General features: G+C 72.5%; 13 protein-coding genes. 4 read left to right on the top strand and 9 right to left on the bottom strand.

Translation table 11 applies throughout. The features are described from left to right. Nucleotides 1-2: 2 nt before the first annotated feature. From ACIQCH_RS19445 to ACIQCH_RS19420, 6 genes are read right to left on the bottom strand one after another with little or no spacing between them, the layout of a single operon-like run. Nucleotides 3-1406, bottom strand: coding sequence for an aldehyde dehydrogenase family protein (locus ACIQCH_RS19445; RefSeq protein WP_402582374.1), 1404 nt, complete (start codon nucleotides 1404-1406; stop codon nucleotides 3-5). Beyond that, nucleotides 1403-2500, bottom strand: coding sequence for a hypothetical protein (locus ACIQCH_RS19440; RefSeq protein WP_402582373.1), 1098 nt, complete (start codon nucleotides 2498-2500; stop codon nucleotides 1403-1405). The genes ACIQCH_RS19445 and ACIQCH_RS19440 overlap by 4 nt, the downstream gene beginning before the upstream one ends. Next, nucleotides 2442-4283 carry an asparagine synthetase B family protein gene (locus ACIQCH_RS19435; RefSeq protein WP_402582371.1) on the bottom strand — a complete coding sequence of 614 codons (1842 nt, stop codon included), beginning with the start codon at nucleotides 4281-4283 and terminating at the stop codon, nucleotides 2442-2444. Before ACIQCH_RS19435 ends, ACIQCH_RS19440 begins: the two co-directional genes overlap by 59 nt. Further along, nucleotides 4271-5275, bottom strand: coding sequence for an alpha/beta hydrolase-fold protein (locus ACIQCH_RS19430; protein ID WP_402582369.1), 1005 nt, complete (start codon nucleotides 5273-5275; stop codon nucleotides 4271-4273). Before ACIQCH_RS19430 ends, ACIQCH_RS19435 begins: the two co-directional genes overlap by 13 nt. Continuing rightward, nucleotides 5272-6681, bottom strand: coding sequence for an MBL fold metallo-hydrolase (locus ACIQCH_RS19425; protein ID WP_402582368.1), 1410 nt, complete (start codon nucleotides 6679-6681; stop codon nucleotides 5272-5274). Before ACIQCH_RS19425 ends, ACIQCH_RS19430 begins: the two co-directional genes overlap by 4 nt. Continuing rightward, a complete protein-coding gene (locus ACIQCH_RS19420; RefSeq protein ID WP_402582366.1) occupies nucleotides 6681-8003 on the bottom strand; it encodes a formylglycine-generating enzyme family protein in 1323 nt (440 codons plus the stop codon). The genes ACIQCH_RS19425 and ACIQCH_RS19420 overlap by 1 nt, the downstream gene beginning before the upstream one ends. Before the next feature lie 359 nt (nucleotides 8004-8362). On the opposite strand from ACIQCH_RS19420, the gene ACIQCH_RS19415 reads away from it, so the two are divergent. After that, the gene (locus tag ACIQCH_RS19415) at nucleotides 8363-9160 is read left to right on the top strand and encodes a phytanoyl-CoA dioxygenase family protein (protein ID WP_402582364.1); all 798 of its coding nucleotides are present in this window, start codon (nucleotides 8363-8365) and stop codon (nucleotides 9158-9160) included. A gap of 20 nt (nucleotides 9161-9180) precedes the next feature. On the opposite strand, the gene ACIQCH_RS19410 is transcribed toward ACIQCH_RS19415, so the two are convergent. After that, entirely contained in the window at nucleotides 9181-10476 is a 1296-nt protein-coding gene (locus ACIQCH_RS19410; protein ID WP_402582362.1) for an ATP-grasp domain-containing protein, read from the bottom strand. Nucleotides 10477-10553: 77 nt separating this feature from the next. Between ACIQCH_RS19410 and ACIQCH_RS19405 the strand changes: the two genes are divergently transcribed. Then, nucleotides 10554-11786, top strand: coding sequence for an MFS transporter (locus tag ACIQCH_RS19405; protein WP_402582360.1), 1233 nt, complete (start codon nucleotides 10554-10556; stop codon nucleotides 11784-11786). Between the two features lie 53 nt (nucleotides 11787-11839). Here ACIQCH_RS19405 and ACIQCH_RS19400 read toward each other — a convergent pair whose 3' ends face one another. Beyond that, entirely contained in the window at nucleotides 11840-13381 is a 1542-nt protein-coding gene (locus ACIQCH_RS19400) for an alpha/beta fold hydrolase (RefSeq protein WP_402582358.1), read from the bottom strand. Nucleotides 13382-13535: 154 nt separating this feature from the next. Between ACIQCH_RS19400 and ACIQCH_RS19395 the strand changes: the two genes are divergently transcribed. Next, entirely contained in the window at nucleotides 13536-13880 is a 345-nt protein-coding gene (locus ACIQCH_RS19395; RefSeq protein ID WP_402582356.1) for a VOC family protein, read from the top strand. A 128-nt stretch (nucleotides 13881-14008) separates the two neighbouring features. On the opposite strand, the gene ACIQCH_RS19390 is transcribed toward ACIQCH_RS19395, so the two are convergent. Further along, nucleotides 14009-14731: a gamma-glutamyl-gamma-aminobutyrate hydrolase family protein gene (locus tag ACIQCH_RS19390; protein WP_402582354.1), complete on the bottom strand. Its 723-nt coding sequence runs from the start codon at nucleotides 14729-14731 to the stop codon at nucleotides 14009-14011. A 361-nt stretch (nucleotides 14732-15092) separates the two neighbouring features. On the opposite strand from ACIQCH_RS19390, the gene ACIQCH_RS19385 reads away from it, so the two are divergent. After that, a complete protein-coding gene (locus ACIQCH_RS19385; RefSeq protein ID WP_402582353.1) occupies nucleotides 15093-16316 on the top strand; it encodes a ParB N-terminal domain-containing protein in 1224 nt (407 codons plus the stop codon). Nucleotides 16317-16331: the final 15 nt, after the last annotated feature.

Raw genomic sequence — 16331 nt, 5'->3', positions numbered from 1 at the left:
GCCTACCCCTGCGCCCGGTGGGCCACCCAGACGGCGCGGGGCCTGGTGTAGCCCTCCACCGCGTGGATGCCCAGTTCACGCCCGTACCCGGACTGGCCGAGACCCGAGACGCTGACCGTCTCCTCGGTGTCGCCCCAGGTGTTGACCCACACCATGCCGGCGCGCAGGGCCCGGCCGAAGCGCTCGGCCCGGTGGGCGTCCGAGGTCCACACGGACGCCGACAGGCCGTACGCCGTGTCGTGGGCGAGCGCCAGGGCCTCGGCGTCGGTGTCGAACGCCGCCACCGACAGCACGGGGGCGAAGATCTCCTCGCGCCAGGCGCGGCTGTCGTACGGCGGGCCGTCCAGGATGACCGGGTTGACGAAGAAGCCGTCGCCGAGGTCGTGGCGGAGCCCGGCACGGCCGGGCGGCACGATGACCTTCGCGCCCCGGACCTCCGCCTCGTCGACCATCTCGGCCGCGCGGTCGACGGCCGCCCGGCTGATCAGCGGGCCGAGGTCGGTGGCGGGATCCTCCGGCAGGCCGACGCGGAGGCCGGCGGCCAGTTCGGCCACGCGGCCGACGAACTCGGTGTGCACGGCCCGGTCGACGATCAGGCGCGTCCCGGCCACGCACACCTGGCCGGTGTTGCCGGTGAAGCCCGTGACGACCGCGCGGGCGGCCTCGTCGAGGTCGGCGTCGCGGAAGACGACCACGGGGCTCTTGCCGCCGAGCTCCAGCGAGACGGGCTTGAGGCCGTCCGCGCAGCGTCGCGCGACCTCGCGCCCCGCCGCCGTCGACCCGGTGAAGGAGACCATGCCGACGGCCGGGTGGTCGCACAGCAGCCGGCCGGTGTCGGCTCCGCCGTAGACGGCGGTGAGCACGCCGTCGGGGAGCACCTCGGCGGCGCGCTCGACCAGCCTGCGGGTCGACAGCGGTGTCTCGGGCGCCGGCTTGACGACCATGGTGTTGCCGTACGCGAGGGCCGCGGCGATCTTCCAGACGGCCAGCAGGAGCGGGTAGTTGTTCGGGGCGATGGCCGCGCACACCCCGACCGGCACGCGGTCGGTGTACGTGCGCATGCCGGGGCCGGCCGGGTAGGTCTCGCCCACCGGGTACCGGGCCGCCGTCGCGAACCAGTCGACCGCCTGGGCGGCGAACTCGACCTCTCCGACGGCGCGGGCCGTGGGCTTGCCCGTGTCGCGCTGCTCGAGGGCCGCGAAGGCGTCGCGGTCCGCACGCAGCAGGGCGGCGAGCTCGCGCAGGTGGCCGGAGCGGTGGGCCGGGGAGGTGTCGGCCCAGCCGTCGTGGAACGCCGACGCCGCCCGGGCCACGGCATCGGCGACGCCGGGCCCGGACGTGTCCGGTACGTGGGCGACGGCGCGCCCGGTGGCGGGGTCGAGGACCGCGCGTCCGACCGCGGTCATCCCAGCGTCCCGGCACGGCCGCCCAGCCGCAGCCCGGCGTCGATCTCGGCGACCAGGCCGAGGAAGGCGTCCCGCCCCAGGCCCGTGCCGGAGCTGCCCAGCAGCCTGAGCTCGTAGCCGTCGGGGTGCTGCCACCAGGCGTCGCAGGCGCCGAACTCGGCGTCCGAGTAGCCCAGGTGCAGCGGGCGGCCGTCGAGGTCCAGCAGCTCGTCGGTGGCGGGGTGCTTGTCCCGCTCCGGCGGGAACACCAGGCGCCCGCCCCCGGTGCGCTGCACCGTCAGGCGCAGCTCGCCGCCGGACGCGGAGGCGTAGACGACGTCGAGCTCGCGGACGGCGGCACCGTCGCCGAACGTCGCGGCGCTGTCGGCGCGGAACTCCCCGGCCGACACCGGCACTCCCTGCCCGGTGAGGAAGGCGGTGAGCTCCCCGGACGCGACCCAGTCGCCCTCGTGCTCCCGCCCGCGCCGGTGGAAGGAGAAGACGCCGGTGGGCACCGACACCATCTCGGCCGGCTGCCGGGCCCAGTAGCTCAGCTCGGCGAACGGGGTGGCCAGCACCCTCGGCACCGCCTCCGGTACGGCCGGCCGCAGCGCGGCGAAGAACGCGACGAGCTCGTCGTCGGTGAACTCCCCCTCCAGCACGGAGAGCTCGACCGTGGTGCGCGCCATGCGGGCGCTGCCGGCCCGGTGGCCCATGTAGTCGGTGCCGAGCCAGACGACCCTGCCCTCGCCGATCCCGTACGGCCGGGTCTCGCTGCCCCACAGGCACGGGTGGTCCGCGGCGGGGAACGCCCAGTCGTACAGGAACTGCTTCAGCCGCAGCCGGCGTCCGCCGCCGGAGATCTCGGTGCGGTAGCCGGACGGGTTGGCGTCGCTCCAGGGGCTGCGGCCCTCGGCCTCGACGCGTCCGGGGGGCGCCTCGCGCCGGATCGTGCCGGTGCTCGTGTCGCAGCCCGCGGGCAGTCCGGACGGCCGCCACACCACGAAGTTGCACGAGTCCTGGGCGAGCTCCTCCGTGATCACCGGCGGTACCGGGTCAAGATCGGCCGCGCTGTCCAGGATGCGCCAGCGCCAGTGGGGGACGGGACTGCTCACCGTGACTCCTCGGGTCGGTTCGGAGCTCCGCGAGGTGGTCGAGCCAGGCGGAGCTTGAGGCAAGGAACATCCATTCGCCGACGCCCAGCTCGGCACGGAGCCCGTCCGGCAGGCGCGGCAGCCCGAAGGGGGTGCCGAGCTCGTCGGCCAGGTCGGTCAGCTGGCGGACGTAACGGGGGTCGGTGGGGGTCGGGAAGCCCTGCTTGCGGCGCTGCTGCACCGATTCGGGCAGCAGGTCGGCGAGCGCGGCCTTCAGCAGCCCCTTGTGGGTGCCGGGCTTGTTGGTGTCCTTCAGGTGCTCGGGGCAGCGGAAGGCCAGCTCGGCGAGGGTGACGTCCTGGAAGACGGGCCGGTCCTCCAGGGTGAAGGTCGACGACGTGGCGTCCACCATGTCGTTGACGTAGACCAGGAAGCGGCGCATGAGGTGGTGCCGGCCGCGCTTGAGCGGCGACGCCGTCTTGAGCGCCCGGTACTCGGCCATGGTGCGTTCCCACACCTGGTCGGTCACGGTCTTCATGTCGACGTCGAGCTCGTGCGCCATCCACTCGACGAGCCGGGCCCAGACCGGGCGTTCGTCGGCGTGCAGGCGGTGCGTCAGGTAGTGGCGCCCGTGGATGAACGTGGGCGCGTACGGGTCGACGACGGGGAAGTACCGGCCGTCCTGGTACCCCCAGAACTCGTCGGCTCCGTGGCCGGAGTAGACGACCACGTTCCCGTCGGCCGCGATGGCCCCGTAGAGCTGGTGCATCGCCAGCTCGGCGCCGTGCAGCAGCGGCCGCATCAACCGGGTGGGCAGGACCGGCAGCAGGGCGGCGGCGGCGTGCCGGTCGAGGTCGAGGACGGTCAGCGGGACGCCCAGGCGCTCGGCGGCCTCGGTGGCGTACGCGACGTCGTCGCCCGAGCCGCCGATGCCGTCCTGGTAGCGCACCACGTACCCGTCGACGGGCAGTCCCAGGCCGGTCAGGCCCGCGACGATCGCCGTGCTGTCGACACCGCCGCTGAGCACCGCCGCCCGGGGGACGTCGGAGACCGACCGCTGCGCGATCGCCCGGTCGAAGGCGGCCCTGATCTCCTCGGGCTCGATCGGGTCGTCCACCGCCCCGGGATGCCAGTAGCGGTGCTTGGTCGCGCGGGGGCGGTCGATGACGAGGTACTGGGCGGGCGGCAGGCTCTCGATGCCGCGCAGCCAGGTGCGGTCGTCCGCGGCGTCCATCCGGATCCAGGAGCGGAGCAGGTACTCCTGCGGGTCCACCTCGGGGGTGACGAGGCCGGTGCTGAGCAGCACCCCCTGCTCCGACGCGAAGATCAGGCCGCCGTCGACGTGCGCGTAGAACAGCGGCTTCACGCCGAAGTGGTCGCGGGCCAGCACCACGCGCCCCGTCCAGGTGTCGTGCCAGGCGAGGGCGAACATGCCGTCCAGCGGCTCCAGCGCGGCGGCCGGGTCGGGCTCGCGGCAGACCTGCTGGAGCGCGAACTCGGTGTCACAGGTGGTGCGGCGCGGCCACAGCGGCGGCGCCGGCGCACGGGAGCCGTAGACCTCGCCGTTGTGCACCAGCACGATCCGCCCGCTGGGGTCGGTCATCGGCTGGTCGCCGGCGTGGCTGCGGTCGCGCACGGCCAGCCGCGTCGCGCACAGCATGACGGTGCCGCAGGGCGAGACGTACGGGGCGTTGGCCGCCTCGCCGCGGTGCGCCATGGCACCGGTCATGGTCCGGCCGAGCGCGTCCAGCCAGTCGGGATCGCGCCGCCCCTCGAAGCTGATGAAGCCCGCTATGCCGCACATGCGTCACCCTCCGGTTCCCCCCACACCTTCCAGAGCCCTGCCAGAGCCTCGGCGTAGACGTACTCGATGCCCGCGTGCCCGCCCTCGTGCTCGCGGTAGTGGTGCGGGACCCGGTGCGCGTCGAGGGCTGCGTGCAGCGCGCGGGCGCCCCAGTGCATGCCGTACTCGTCGCGTTCGCCGACGCTGAGGTGCAGCAGGCCGAGTCCGGCGAGCCGGTCGGCGTGCGCGGGGAGCATCCGGACCGGGTCGTGGGTGAGCCAGCGCTGCCACACGTCGTCGCGGAACACGCCCGTCACGGGGTCGCACGGCAGCGCGTCCGACGCGGTGGTCCGGGGGTCGTCGGCGTAGCACATGCCCATCGCGATGATGCTCATCGCGACCATGAAGGGGACGTCGTGCGGGCCGCTGTCCCGGCGGGCCAGCAGCGCCTCGACGCCGCCGGCCGCCCGGACGGTGTCGAGGGTGCGGGGCAGCAGCGGCAGGTAGCTGTGCTCGAAGCCGGCGTCGGGCGAGCAGGCGACGACCGACCCGAACAGGTCGCAGGTCATGCCCGCGACGAGCGCGCCGTAGCCGCCGCTGGACTTGCCGCCGATGGCGCGCCAGGCCGGCTCCGGCCGGGTCGCGAACCGCGCGTCCACCTCGGCGACGACCTCGGCGAGGTAGCCGCCGTACGCGCCGGAGGCGGCGGAGTCGATGTACTGCGAGCCGCCGTAGGAGGTGGTGCAGTCGGGCACGACGAGCAGCGCGGGCGGCACGCGGCCGTCCTTCATCGCCTCGCGGAGCCGGTCGGCAACGGTCGCGCCGAAGGCGAGCGGCTTGTGGGTGAGGCTGGGGTTGGCGCCGTACCCGGGCAGCCAGTAGACGACCGGGAAGCGCCGGACGCCGTCGTAGCCGGGCGGCAGGTGCACCTCGATGCGGCGCCGGGTGGGGTCGCCGAGCGGGTTGCCGCGCAGACAGGTGCTCTCGTGATCGAGCACGACCGGGGCGCTCATGCCTCGCTCGCCTCCTGCAGCGCGCGCTCGACGTGGCGCACGTAGAACGACGGGTGGTGGAAGACCGCGGAGAGCAGCAGGCCGTTGCTGGCCCACAGGCCGTAGGAGCTTCCGATCAGGAGGTCGCCGCCGAGCATGGCCTCCAGCGTGCTGGCCGCCATCTCGGTCCAGCCCTCCGCGCCGGTGACGTGGCTGCGGGCGGGACCCGGGCCCAGCAGGGTGACCCGGTCCGCGACGGGGTCGAGCAGGAAGGCGGTCTCGGCGCCGTCGTCCCCGTACAGCGAGACGACGTGCCGTCCGGCGCCGTCGTCCAGCGCCCGGTACCAGTAGTCCGTCGCCACGAGCCGGTCCAGCAGGTCGCGGAGCAGGTCGTCGGCGCCGCGGGTCTGGCGGCCGCACCGGTCGAGCGAGGCGTCGAACGGCGGCACGGGCGTGTCCGGGTCGAGCGTGATCGCGGAGTAGACCTCGTCGAAGTCGTACCCGTCGGGCGCGACCGGCCCGTCGACCAGGGCGGCCTTGCCGTGCGCCACCTCCATCACCTGGCCGGGGCCCCACAGCAGGCCGTCGCGGCCCAGCTCGTCCAGGCGGTGCAGGGCCTGGACCGGGGTGAAGGGGAACATCGTCTTGTTGCACCAGGAGTAGTCGCGCTCGCCGTCGCCGCTGATGCGCCAGCCGAACGAGGAGGGCACGGTCACGGTCGCGGGGATCGAGGCGATGTACCGGTCGAAGTTCGAGACAGCACGGGCGCGGACCGCGTCGGAGTCGGTCAGCGGACGGCGCTCGGTGAGCACGCCGGGCGGCGAGATGCTGTGGGCGGGGACGAACACGGCGTCGACCCGCGGCGCGTCGTCGCGCTCGAAGGCCGCGACGGTGTCGTCGTGCAGCAGTGCGTCGCCGCACAGCATGACGGTCGCGTCGGCGGTCTGCACCAGCACGCTCATCTCGGGGAACGACACGGCCGAGGGGAACGTCCGCAGGACCGTCCCGCCCGGGGTGGTGAGCGTGTCGCCCGGCGTCACCGGGCGCAGCCGCTCGAAGCCGAAGCGGCGCAGCGTCCAGGAGATCGCCTGGTGCCCCAGGCCCGAGGCGGTCAGCGTCGGCGGCACCGGTCCGGCCGGGTAGACGCAGGTGACCTCGGAGCTCTGGCGCGGGCTGTCGTCGAAGTCGACGTCGGCGCCGTCGACCAGGCGCAGCAGGGAGGGGAAGTGGTGGTGGTCGTAGTGGTGGTGGCTGAGCACCACGTAGTCGACGCCTTCGTCGAGCACCGTGCGGACCAGGTCGTCCGGCAGCGCCGGGTGGTGCTCCCAGAAGCGGTCCAGGCGCTGGGTGAGCCACGGGTCGAAGAGGATCCGCTCCGTCCCCGTCTCGATGAGCACGGCCGCGTGGCCGAGCGAGGTCAGGCGCATCAGTCGTTCCCCTCGTACACGCAGCGGAAGCCGACCTCCATGTGGCGGTCGGTGATCAGGTCCTTGCCGCGGTAGAAGGTCGTCAGGCAGGCCGGCGGCGAGGTGAAGGTGCCGCCGCGCAGGACGTGGAAGGCTTCCTTGCGGTTCATGAAGTCCAGCGGGTGGCGGCCCTTGAAGAAGGGGTCCATGTCCTCGCCGGTGTAGAAGTTGGTCCGGGTCAGCTCCCAGACGTTGCCCGACATCTGCAGGACGCCGTACGGGCTGGCGCCCTCGGGGAGGGCGTCCGCGGCCAGCACCGGGTGGGCGGGGTTCTCCCCCTGCTCGATGGTGACGAGGAGCGCTTCGAGGGAGTCGAGGTCGGCCACGGCCTGGCCGAACGAGCGCTCGACGTAGTTCACCCGGCCGGGGTCCCAGTCCTCGCCCCACGGGAAGCGGCGGCCGTCGACGCCGCGCGCGGCCTTCTCCCACTGGACCTCGCTGGGCAGCGCGCCGCCGGCCCACTTCGCGAAGGCGTGGGCGTCGTACCAGTCGATGCCCACGACCGGGAGGTCGGGTGCGTTGAAGCGCGGGTCGTGCCAGTGCGCGGGGCGGTGCGACCGCTCGAGCGGCTGGTCGGGGTGGTCGAACTCGCCGGAGTCGCCGACCTCGTCGAGGAACGCGCGGTAGCGGGCGTTGGTCACGGTGGTGCGGTCGATGAAGAAGGCGGGCACGTCCACCGCGCGCAGCGTGGTGTCGTCCTGCGCCATGCGGAACGCGTCGGGCTGCTCGTCCGCACCGATGATCGCCGGACCGGCCGGCACGAGGACGACGTCGTCGTTGCCGCGGGGGCGCTTGCGGACGGCGTCGACCCGGGCGCGCATGTCCGTGAAGTACTCGTCTTCCAGACGGCGGAGTTCGGCGGGGTCACGGGTGCCGAAGATGGCGATCAGGGCCCGCTTGGTGAGCGCGGCGCCGCAACCGACGGGCTTGCGCGCCCAGTCGGGGCGGGTGAAGTTGCTGGGCCAGCCGGAGATGCGGATGAGGTCGGGGACGGCGGCGGCGATCCGGTGCTCCGTGATGACCTTGAGCGCGGTGAACGCGACCCAGTCGACCGTGTCGTGCGTCGCGGCGGCCACGGCGGTGTCGGCCGCGGGGTCGCCCGCGTGGTGCGCGGCCAGCAGCCGCACCGCGCCGGCCCGCACCGGCCACTCGGGGTGGGCGACCACGAGGCCCGCCAGCAGCGGTATCCCGTCGGCGGCCCGGCCCTTCTCCTCGGCCAGGTCGACGACGCGCTGCACCGACGCCCAGTAGCGGGCATCGGTGGATTCGTCGATCACCAGCATGTCGGCGGGTATCTCGACGACGTCTGAAACCCGATTACCTACCATCTCTACCTCTCTCGGACGACGAGCCGCCCGTACGGAATGCTTTCCGTACGGGCGGCTAAATTCGCTGCTCAGCGGATTACCACTTGGAGCACTCCTGCTTGGCGTCACGGGTCTCGATGAAGTCACGGTCGCTCATTTGGCACTCCCTTCTTCGCGGTGATTTGAGTCGGCGTTTGTGCGGCTTGTCGGCCTCACGACTCAAACACTAATGCAGGACCGGTAAGGCACCGCAACGGTGAACCCGGAAAAGAGCATTCTTCGATAACCTTCGGCCAGGTTCACCGCGATCTTGACGTTCAGAAAGGGAGGAAAGAATGGTTGACACCGCTTCCCGAGACATACGGGAGAACGGGTTCACGCAGCTTCCGGGCCTCGCGACCGGCGACGCGCTCGCCCGGCTCCGGCGTGCGGTCGGCCGGATCGAGGAGCTCGCCGCCGACCGCACGGCCTCCGGCGGGGAGTTCGTCCTCGAGGCGCCCGGCGTCGGCGGATGGGCGGCCTGGCAGCAGGGCACCGGCGCCCTCAAGGGGGTGCTCCGGTCGGCCGACCGGATCCACGAGCACGTACCGGAGTTCGACGCCGTGCAGCGCGCGCTGGGCCTGGCCGACGGGCCGGTGGCCCGGGGCATCGGCGTCCCGGGCGAGCTGGTCAACGCGTTCCTGTGGGCCAAACCGCCGGTCGTGGGCTCGGCCAAGCCCTGGCACCAGGACATCGCCTTCGCACCGCCCGGCTTCAGCTCCGACGAGTACGGCATCGTGACGATCTGGATCGCGCTCGAGCCGGCGACCACGCGCAACGGCTGCCTCGAGTTCATCCCCGGTTCCCACGTGCTCGGGCTGTTCCCGCACAGCGGCGACCGGGAGCGGCTGCCGGGCGAGGCGCCGCTGGCCACGGCGGTCGAGCCGCACATCGCGGAGGCGCACCTGCCCCGCACGGTCGCGCCGGTCGCCGTTCCGCTGGACCCCGGCTCGGCCGTCATGTTCGACGGCACGGTGGTGCACCGCTCGGCGCCCAACACGACGGCTTCGGAGCCCCGTACCGCCGTCAGCTTCGTCTACAAGGTGCCGCGCCCGTCCTGGACGCGGTACGAGCCGGCCGCGGCCGCGGCGTGACGTTCGACCGCGGTGATTCCTCAGTCGAACGTTGAGCTCCGGTCGTCCGCCCCGCGGTCGAGGACGTAGAACCCGGTGCCGTCGAGGTGGCGGATCGTGTTGAGGTCGCGCTGCACGACCTCCTCGAGGTCGTGCAGCAGCGTCACGATGACCGGGTAGGTGAGGTCGTCGACCGTCCGGCGGACCTCCTGACCGGGCTTCACCAGTGTCGCCAGGGTGCGGAAGCTCTCCAGCCCCTCGATCTCCTCGATGCCCCGGTACTCGCTGAGCACGCCCTCCACCGGCGAGACCATGCCGACGATCGCGCAGTACCTGCGCACCTCGTACGGGGTGCCGGCACGGGCGTGGAACCGCTCGGGGCGCAGGTACGCCTCGACCGTCCACTCCAGCTGCGACTCGCCGATGCCGAGACTGGCACTGGCCGGGATGCCGCCGCCGGCTATCCGGGCACCGACCTCCACCAGGCACGGTCCGGCGGGGGTCATCCTGATCTCCACGTGCGCCGGGCCGTGCGCGATGCCGAGGGCGTCCAGGACCTGGAAGGCGTACTCCCTGAGGGACTCCACGACCCGCTCCCCCGAGTCGATCAGCAGGAGGGCGTCGCAGAGGTCGACCACGCCGTTGGCGCTGACGCGGGTGGTCCGCCAGACGTCGCACAGGTGATGGCGGCCGTCGCGGCTGACGGTGTTCACCATGTACTCGGTGCCCGCGAGGTACTCCTGCGCCACGGCCCCGTTGTTGGGCTGGGAGAAGACGTCGTCGGCGGGGGCGAGGGCCAGGAACGCCGCGACGGACTCCTCCGGGGAGTCGCAGAAGGAGACCCCCTGGCTGCCGGCGCTCCGCGGCGGCTTGAGGACGACGCGGCCGCCGAGCTCGCGGTGCCAGGCGGCGAGCTCGTCGGCATCGGTGGCCCACAGCTGGCGGGCCGCGCGCAGCCCGGCGGCGCGGACGGTCTCGACCATGAGGTGCTTGTCGCGCCGCGCGGCGCTGAGCTCGGTGCCGTTGCCGGGCAGGTCGAGCCGCTGCGCGAGCAGGTCCGCGAGCTCCACCCCGACCTCGCCGCCCGAGATCACCGCGATCGGGGAGAACTCCGCTACGGCGTCGGCGGTGGCCGCCAGATCTCCTTCGTGGATGATGTCGGCGATGAAGTCGTCCGGGACGTGGGGCGCCGTGAGGTAAACGAACGGCACTTCGCGCGTGCTCTGCACGCGGACGACGGAACACCCCTGCTTCAGGAATTCCAGCACGAGTGAACGGGCCGCGGCGTAGGCGTCGACCATCACGATGCACGGGTTGGTCTGATTGGCTGCTGTCATGAGTTCAACATAGACAGGCCCACCGCTCGCCGAAATCCGTTCAGCTCTGCCATCCTCCGACCCTGGAGGAAGAGCTGATGACATCTGTTTTCGCGAGGGTTCGCTCGCCGCATTTCACGCCCGCATTGCTGTTCGTCAACACGTGCGGCAATTTCCTTGTCCTCGTCGCCCTGTCCACGCACGTCGGGTCCACCACCGGGTCGGGGCTGCTCGCCGGAGCCGTGCTCAGCGCGCCGTGGCTGCCCGCGCTGCTGCTGGCCGCTCCGCTCAACCGGCTGCTCAGCAAGCGTGCCCCGGAACGGCTCGTCCGGCTGGCCGAGGCGGCGAGCCTGCTGGTGACCGTCGCGGCGCTGGTGGCGCCCGACCGGGCGCTCCTCGCGGTGGCCACCACGCTCGTGGTCGCCCGCGGTTTCTTCGAGTCGGTCACCCGCTCGGCCGCCTCGGTCGTACTGCGCAACATAGTCGCCCCAGAACGGCTTGACCAGGCCAACACCATCGCCGAGATCTGCAAGTTGACCGGTGTCAGCGTCGGGGCGGCACTGGCGGGGCCGGCCGCGTCGGTCCTGTCGCTGCGGGGCCTGATCGCGGTGAACGCGGTCACGCTGGCGCTCTCGGCGCTCCTCGCCTGGGCCCTGCCGTCGGCCCCAGGGAGAGCCGCGGCCGAAGCCCGGGACGGCGCGGGTGCCAAGGCCGGCGCGCGCCTGCGCGTGCAGGACCCCGTGCTGCGCAGGCTCTTCGCCCGATTCCTCCTGGTGGCGTTCTGGCAGGGCTTCCACACGGTGGCCGTCACCGTGATCCCGCTCACCCTGCTGGACGGCGGGACCCGCCTGGTGGGGGTGTTCGTCGCGGTGTCGGCGGTCGCGATCTTCGTCGGCTCGCTCGCCGCCCTGCCGGCCCAGCGGTACCTCGCGCACGTGCCCTCGACCACCTGGGCGCTGCTGCCCATGGTGCCCCTGCTGGCGGCGGTGGCGGTCGGCCGGACGGTGCCGACGATCGTGCTGTACGCGCTGTTCCTGGTGCTCTTCGAGGTGGCGTTCGTGCACTACAACAACCGGCTGCTGGCCTCGGCGTCCGACGAGGAGCTCCCGTCGGTGGTGACGCTGCGGGCCACGCTGCTGCCCTCGGGCGTGGCGGTGTCCATCCTCGTCATGGGCGCGCTGTGCGACCTCGCGGGCCCGCTGCCCGCGGCCTTCGTGGTCGCCGCCGTCACGGTCCTGGTCACCGCCGCGACCGCGAGCGCCCGGCCGGCCTGGCGGGCGCGGCCGGCCGAGCCGGTGGACGCCCCGCGGTCGGCCTCCGCGACGCGCTGAGGAAACACGGCGGGCCCCGCATGAGGATCATGCGGGGCCCGGCCGGTGACGGATCAGGCGGTCGGCGGCACCGGGTCCGCGGCCGCCTGGCAGGTGGCGTCGATGCCCCACCACGACGTGGGACGGGTGCCGTCCCGGAAGTAGTCGCTGGCGTAGGTGTTGAGGCAGGCGTTGTTGTTGGCCGTCAGCGTCGAGCCGAGGTTGTGGCCGCCCAGTTCCACGATGAGACGGGAGTTGGGGAACCGGACGCGCATGTCGAGGGCGCCGAACATCCCGTGCGAGGGGTCGTACTGCGGCTGCACCAGCAGGATGTTGACGCTGCTGTTGCCGACCTGCGCCGGTGCCTGGGACTGCGCCGGCCAGAAGGCGCAGGGCGCGCTGTACCAGGCGTTGCTCCAGGTCAGGAGGTGGTTCCCGGCGGCGTACTGGCCGGCCAGGGTGGCGCTCCACACGTTCCAGTTCTTCGGCCACGGGCCTTCGGTGCAGTTGACCGCGCTGGTCATCGCGACGCGGTTCTGCTGCGGGAAGCCCGGGGTCGGGGAGTCGGCCCGCAGGGCCGTCGCGTCACCGCGCACCACGAAGTCGGAGAATATCTTCGCGCGGCTCACCCAGGTCCAGCTGCGGTAGACGACCTGCTCGAAGACGTTCGTCCACTCGCCCGGTCCGATCTTGCCGTCGACGGGCGCAGCACGGAGGGTGTCCAGGGCGTCGTAGTACTTCTCCTCGACCTCGTCCGCGGTCGTGCCCAGGTGGTAGACGGAGTCGTACTTGGCGACCCAGGCGAAGAAGAGCCCGCCGCTGTGCTCGGCGTTGAAGTTCTTGGCCATCTGGTTCTGGTAGCCCACGCCGCTGGGGCTGGGCACGCTGTCGAGCACCATGCGCTTCACGCGGGCCGGGTACATCGACGCGTAGACCGAGCCGAGGTAGGCGCCCCAGTCGATGCCGTAGTAGCTGATCTGCTCCTGGCCCAGCGCGATCCGAATCTGGTCGAGGTCGCGCGCGGAGTCCTTGGTGGTGAAGTGGTTGAGCGCGTCGCCGTACTTGTCGCCGCAGCTCTTGGCGTACGCCTTGGCCCGGTCCACGGACGCCTGCTCGTCCGCGGCCGTGTCCGGCACGGGGTCGGGCAGCAGCGGGTTGATGTAGGACGCGTCGCACGCGAGCGACGGCTCGCTGGCCCCGACGCCGCGCGGGTCCATGCCGATCCAGTCGTAGGCGGGGCCGACGTCCTTCGCCAGCCCGCTCGTGCCCTTGGCGTACCGGGTCGGCATGTCACGGCTGATCGGGCCCGGCCACTGGCCGCGGTGCAGCAGCACGACGCCCTTGTACAGGTCGTCGGTGACCGTGTGCTTGGCGCGGGTCAGCGCCAGCTTGATCTTCTGGCCGTCGGGCTGGGCGTAGTCGAGCGGAACCTCCACCGAGCCGCACTCCAGGCCCTTGAGCAACGCGCCGAGGTTCGGGTCGGTGTCGGGACACGGCGACCAGGCGATCGATCCCGCGGTCGGCGTGACGGCCTCCGCGGCAGCCGCCACGGGGGTGACGGCCGGCACCGACAGGCCGGTCACGACCACCGCAGTGACCAATGCGAGCTTTTTCATGGATACCCCTTCTGAATGCACGGCGCTCACAGCGTGGCAACGGGGTCCTTGAACCGGCTCGAAACCGGCTGGAGGCAGGGCGACCCGATAGGCTTCACTCCGTCCGATTTACTCCCAAATGCACCAGAAGCACCCCCCATCCCCAGGAGTGATCATGGCTGAATCCGCCATCCAGGGAATCAAGACCGTGCTGCATCCCGTCAAGGACCTCGCAAAGGCCAAACCGGTCTACACCGCCCTGCTCGGCATCGAGCCGCAGACCGACGGGGGCCACTACGTCGGCTACGACGTCGCGGGGCAGCACATCGGCCTGGTGCCGGACCCGAGCATGACCTCGCCCGTGGCCTACTGGCACGTCTCCGACATCGCGGCGAAGCTCGCCGAGGTGACCGCCGCGGGCGCCACGGTGCAGAGGCCGGCCTCCGACGTCGGCGGCGGCCGGCTGGTGGCCACCTTCACCGACCCCGACGGCAACGTCCTCGGACTCGTCCAGGACTGAGCCGCCCGGGACCGGGCTCGCCCGGGACCGGGACGGGCCCGGTCCCGGCGCGAGCGCGAGGACCACGGCACACGGCGAAGGCCCCGTGCGGCGGGGTTCCACCGCACGGGGCCTTCGGGGACGGCCCGTTACGGGCGCCGGGCGGCGCGCACGAGCGCGTGGTGCAGTCGCTGGTCGGGCGTGAATCCCGCTTCCCACTGCACGCCGACGGCGAAGGGGTGGTCCGTGACCTCGATGGCCTCGACGGTCCCGTCCTGCGCCCAGCCGGTGGCGGTGAGGCCGGCGCCGAGCCGGTTGACGGCCTGGTGGTGGTGGCAGGCCGCCTCCGGCGCGTCCTCGTCGAGGACACCGGCGACGCGGCTGCCCGGCTCCAGCTTCAACGGGTTGGGGCCGAGGGTGAAGGACGGCGTGTCCGGACGGTGGCCGTCGTGGCCCGTGACCTCGGGCAGGTGCTGGTGCAGCGAGCCGCCGTGCAGCACGTTGAGCAGCTGCATGCCGCGGCAGATGGCCAGCACGGGCAGCTCGGCGTCGAGTGCCGCCCGGATCAACGCCAGTTCGGCGCGGTCGGCGTCCGGGGTCATCGCCCGCGTGCCGGGGTGCGGGTCCTCGCCGTACAGCGCCGGGTCCACGTCGGGGCCGCCCGGGATCAGCAGGCCGTCGATCCGGTCCGCCAGGGCCTCGACGCCGGGCAGCAGCGGGAGCAGCAGGGGCGTGGCCCCGGCCGCCGCCAGGAAGGCCAGGTGGGCCTGGAGCGCGAAGCTGACGACCATGTCGTCGCCCTGGAACGTGACCGGCGCGGTCCGCGCACAGATCCCGATCACCGGCCGCCCCGTGCTCGCCGATCCATTCACGACTGAATTCATTAGCACCTTCACGGGTTTCCGGGTTCAACTGAGGAAAGGAGGCAGATGAAACAACGGCTTCCGCGGACGGTCACCACGGTCGAAAATAACCGTGTGCGTGAAGCGGCGGCCATCGTTCACCACCCGGCGGACCGCCGCCTACTGAACGGAACGACCCTCCTGGTACCACAGAAGGGGACCCCTTTCCCCGGCGCACATCTCCCGCGCCCCTCCCGCAGCAGCGGGTGCCCGCCCGCCCGGTGGACACCCGCTCTCTCGCCTTTCCAGGGACCGTCAACCTCCCCTCGACTGCAGCTGGAGCCCCTCCTGGGACGCTCATCCGCAGCGGCAGCAGAGAGGAAGTGAAGGAATGGCTCAGAGCAGCGCGCAGGCCGTCTTGATCACGAACGCGTTCGGCTCCGTCACGAACGAGAACGCCGACGCGTCGGCCCGCAGCGAATTCGACCTGAAGAACTTCGAGCACATTCCGGCCCGCGACGTCCCCGTCAACTCGCTGTCGGCGGGCGTCTCCCTGCGCCAGAGCGGCACGGACGCCGCGCACGTCCAGCTCCTCGTCGACGCGGCCGGCTCGGCGGAGCTGCCGCCCGTTCTGGTCCAGGTCGACGGCTACCGCATCATCGACGGCCTGCACCGGCTGGAGGCCGCCAGGCTGCGCGGCGACAGCAGCATCAAGGCGCGCTTCGTCGACTGTTCGAACTCCGAGGCGCTCGTCATCGCCATGAAGGCGAACGGCTCGCACGGACTGCCGCTGTCGAAGGCCGACCGCGTGTCCGGAGCACGGCGCGTCCTGAGTTCCCACCCGGACTGGTCCGACCGCGCCGTGGCCGGCATCACCGGACTGAGCGCGAAGACGATCGCGTCGATGCGCGAGAGGGCGGGTGACGGAACGCCGCTCGACGGCAAGCGCATCGGCCGGGACGGCAGGCGGCGTCCGGTGGGTCCGGGCGAGGGCCGGCGGCGGGCCGCCGAGTACATCGCCGCGCACCCGAACGCCCCGCTCCGTCAGGTCGCCAGGGAGACCGACGTGTCGCTCGGCACGGTCCACGACGTGAGCGCCCGGCTGCGGCGCGGCGAAAGCCCCGAGCGCAGCGGCCGCCGGACACCCGACGCGGCGGCGCAGCCCCTGCGGTCCGTCCAAGCCGTCCATCCCGTCCACTCCGTCCGCCCCGTCGCTCCCGTGCGGTCCGTACGGCTGGCCGGGGAACCGTCGCGGCCCGCCCCGGCCGTTCCCGACGGCGCGGATCCCGCCGGCGCCGCCCGTGTGCCGCTGCGGGTGGCACCGAGCGTCAACAGCGCGCCGCAGCGCAGGAACCGCACCGACGAGCTTCCGGCCTGGACGACGGTGGCGGCCAAGATGGCCACCGATCCCGCCATCCGCTACACCGCGGGCGGCCGGGAGTTCCTCCGCTGGATGCAGCTGCACGCCAACGAGCCGGACGACGGCTGGCGCGAGCTGGTCGACGCCGTCCCGGCGCACTGGCTGGGCGTCATCGCCCCGATCGCCGAGCGCATCGGAAAGGAATGGAGCCAGCTCGCCGAGCGGCTCAAGACCAAGCAGGACATGATGCCGTGACCTGCGGGCGCGCCG

It is taken from the genome of Streptomyces sp. NPDC093225 (assembly GCF_044753805.1).
Lineage (GTDB): Bacteria > Actinomycetota > Actinomycetes > Streptomycetales > Streptomycetaceae > Streptomyces.
This window is presented reverse-complemented; position numbering and strand designations above follow the sequence as displayed.

What these genes read in the sequence shown, in the direction of transcription:
- ACIQCH_RS19385 (WP_402582353.1), top strand. Translation starts at nt 15,093, where the DNA reads ATGGCTCAGAGCAGCGCGCAGGCCGTCTTGATCACGAACGCGTTCGGC.
- ACIQCH_RS19430 (WP_402582369.1), bottom strand. Translation starts at nt 5,275, where the DNA reads ATGAGCGCCCCGGTCGTGCTCGATCACGAGAGCACCTGTCTGCGCGGC.
- ACIQCH_RS19445 (WP_402582374.1), bottom strand. Translation starts at nt 1,406, where the DNA reads ATGACCGCGGTCGGACGCGCGGTCCTCGACCCCGCCACCGGGCGCGCC.
- ACIQCH_RS19425 (WP_402582368.1), bottom strand. Translation starts at nt 6,681, where the DNA reads ATGCGCCTGACCTCGCTCGGCCACGCGGCCGTGCTCATCGAGACGGGG.
- ACIQCH_RS19400 (WP_402582358.1), bottom strand. Translation starts at nt 13,381, where the DNA reads ATGAAAAAGCTCGCATTGGTCACTGCGGTGGTCGTGACCGGCCTGTCG.
- ACIQCH_RS19435 (WP_402582371.1), bottom strand. Translation starts at nt 4,283, where the DNA reads ATGTGCGGCATAGCGGGCTTCATCAGCTTCGAGGGGCGGCGCGATCCC.
- ACIQCH_RS19395 (WP_402582356.1), top strand. Translation starts at nt 13,536, where the DNA reads ATGGCTGAATCCGCCATCCAGGGAATCAAGACCGTGCTGCATCCCGTC.
- ACIQCH_RS19405 (WP_402582360.1), top strand. Translation starts at nt 10,554, where the DNA reads ATGACATCTGTTTTCGCGAGGGTTCGCTCGCCGCATTTCACGCCCGCA.
- ACIQCH_RS19415 (WP_402582364.1), top strand. Translation starts at nt 8,363, where the DNA reads ATGGTTGACACCGCTTCCCGAGACATACGGGAGAACGGGTTCACGCAG.
- ACIQCH_RS19410 (WP_402582362.1), bottom strand. Translation starts at nt 10,476, where the DNA reads ATGACAGCAGCCAATCAGACCAACCCGTGCATCGTGATGGTCGACGCC.
- ACIQCH_RS19420 (WP_402582366.1), bottom strand. Translation starts at nt 8,003, where the DNA reads ATGCTGGTGATCGACGAATCCACCGATGCCCGCTACTGGGCGTCGGTG.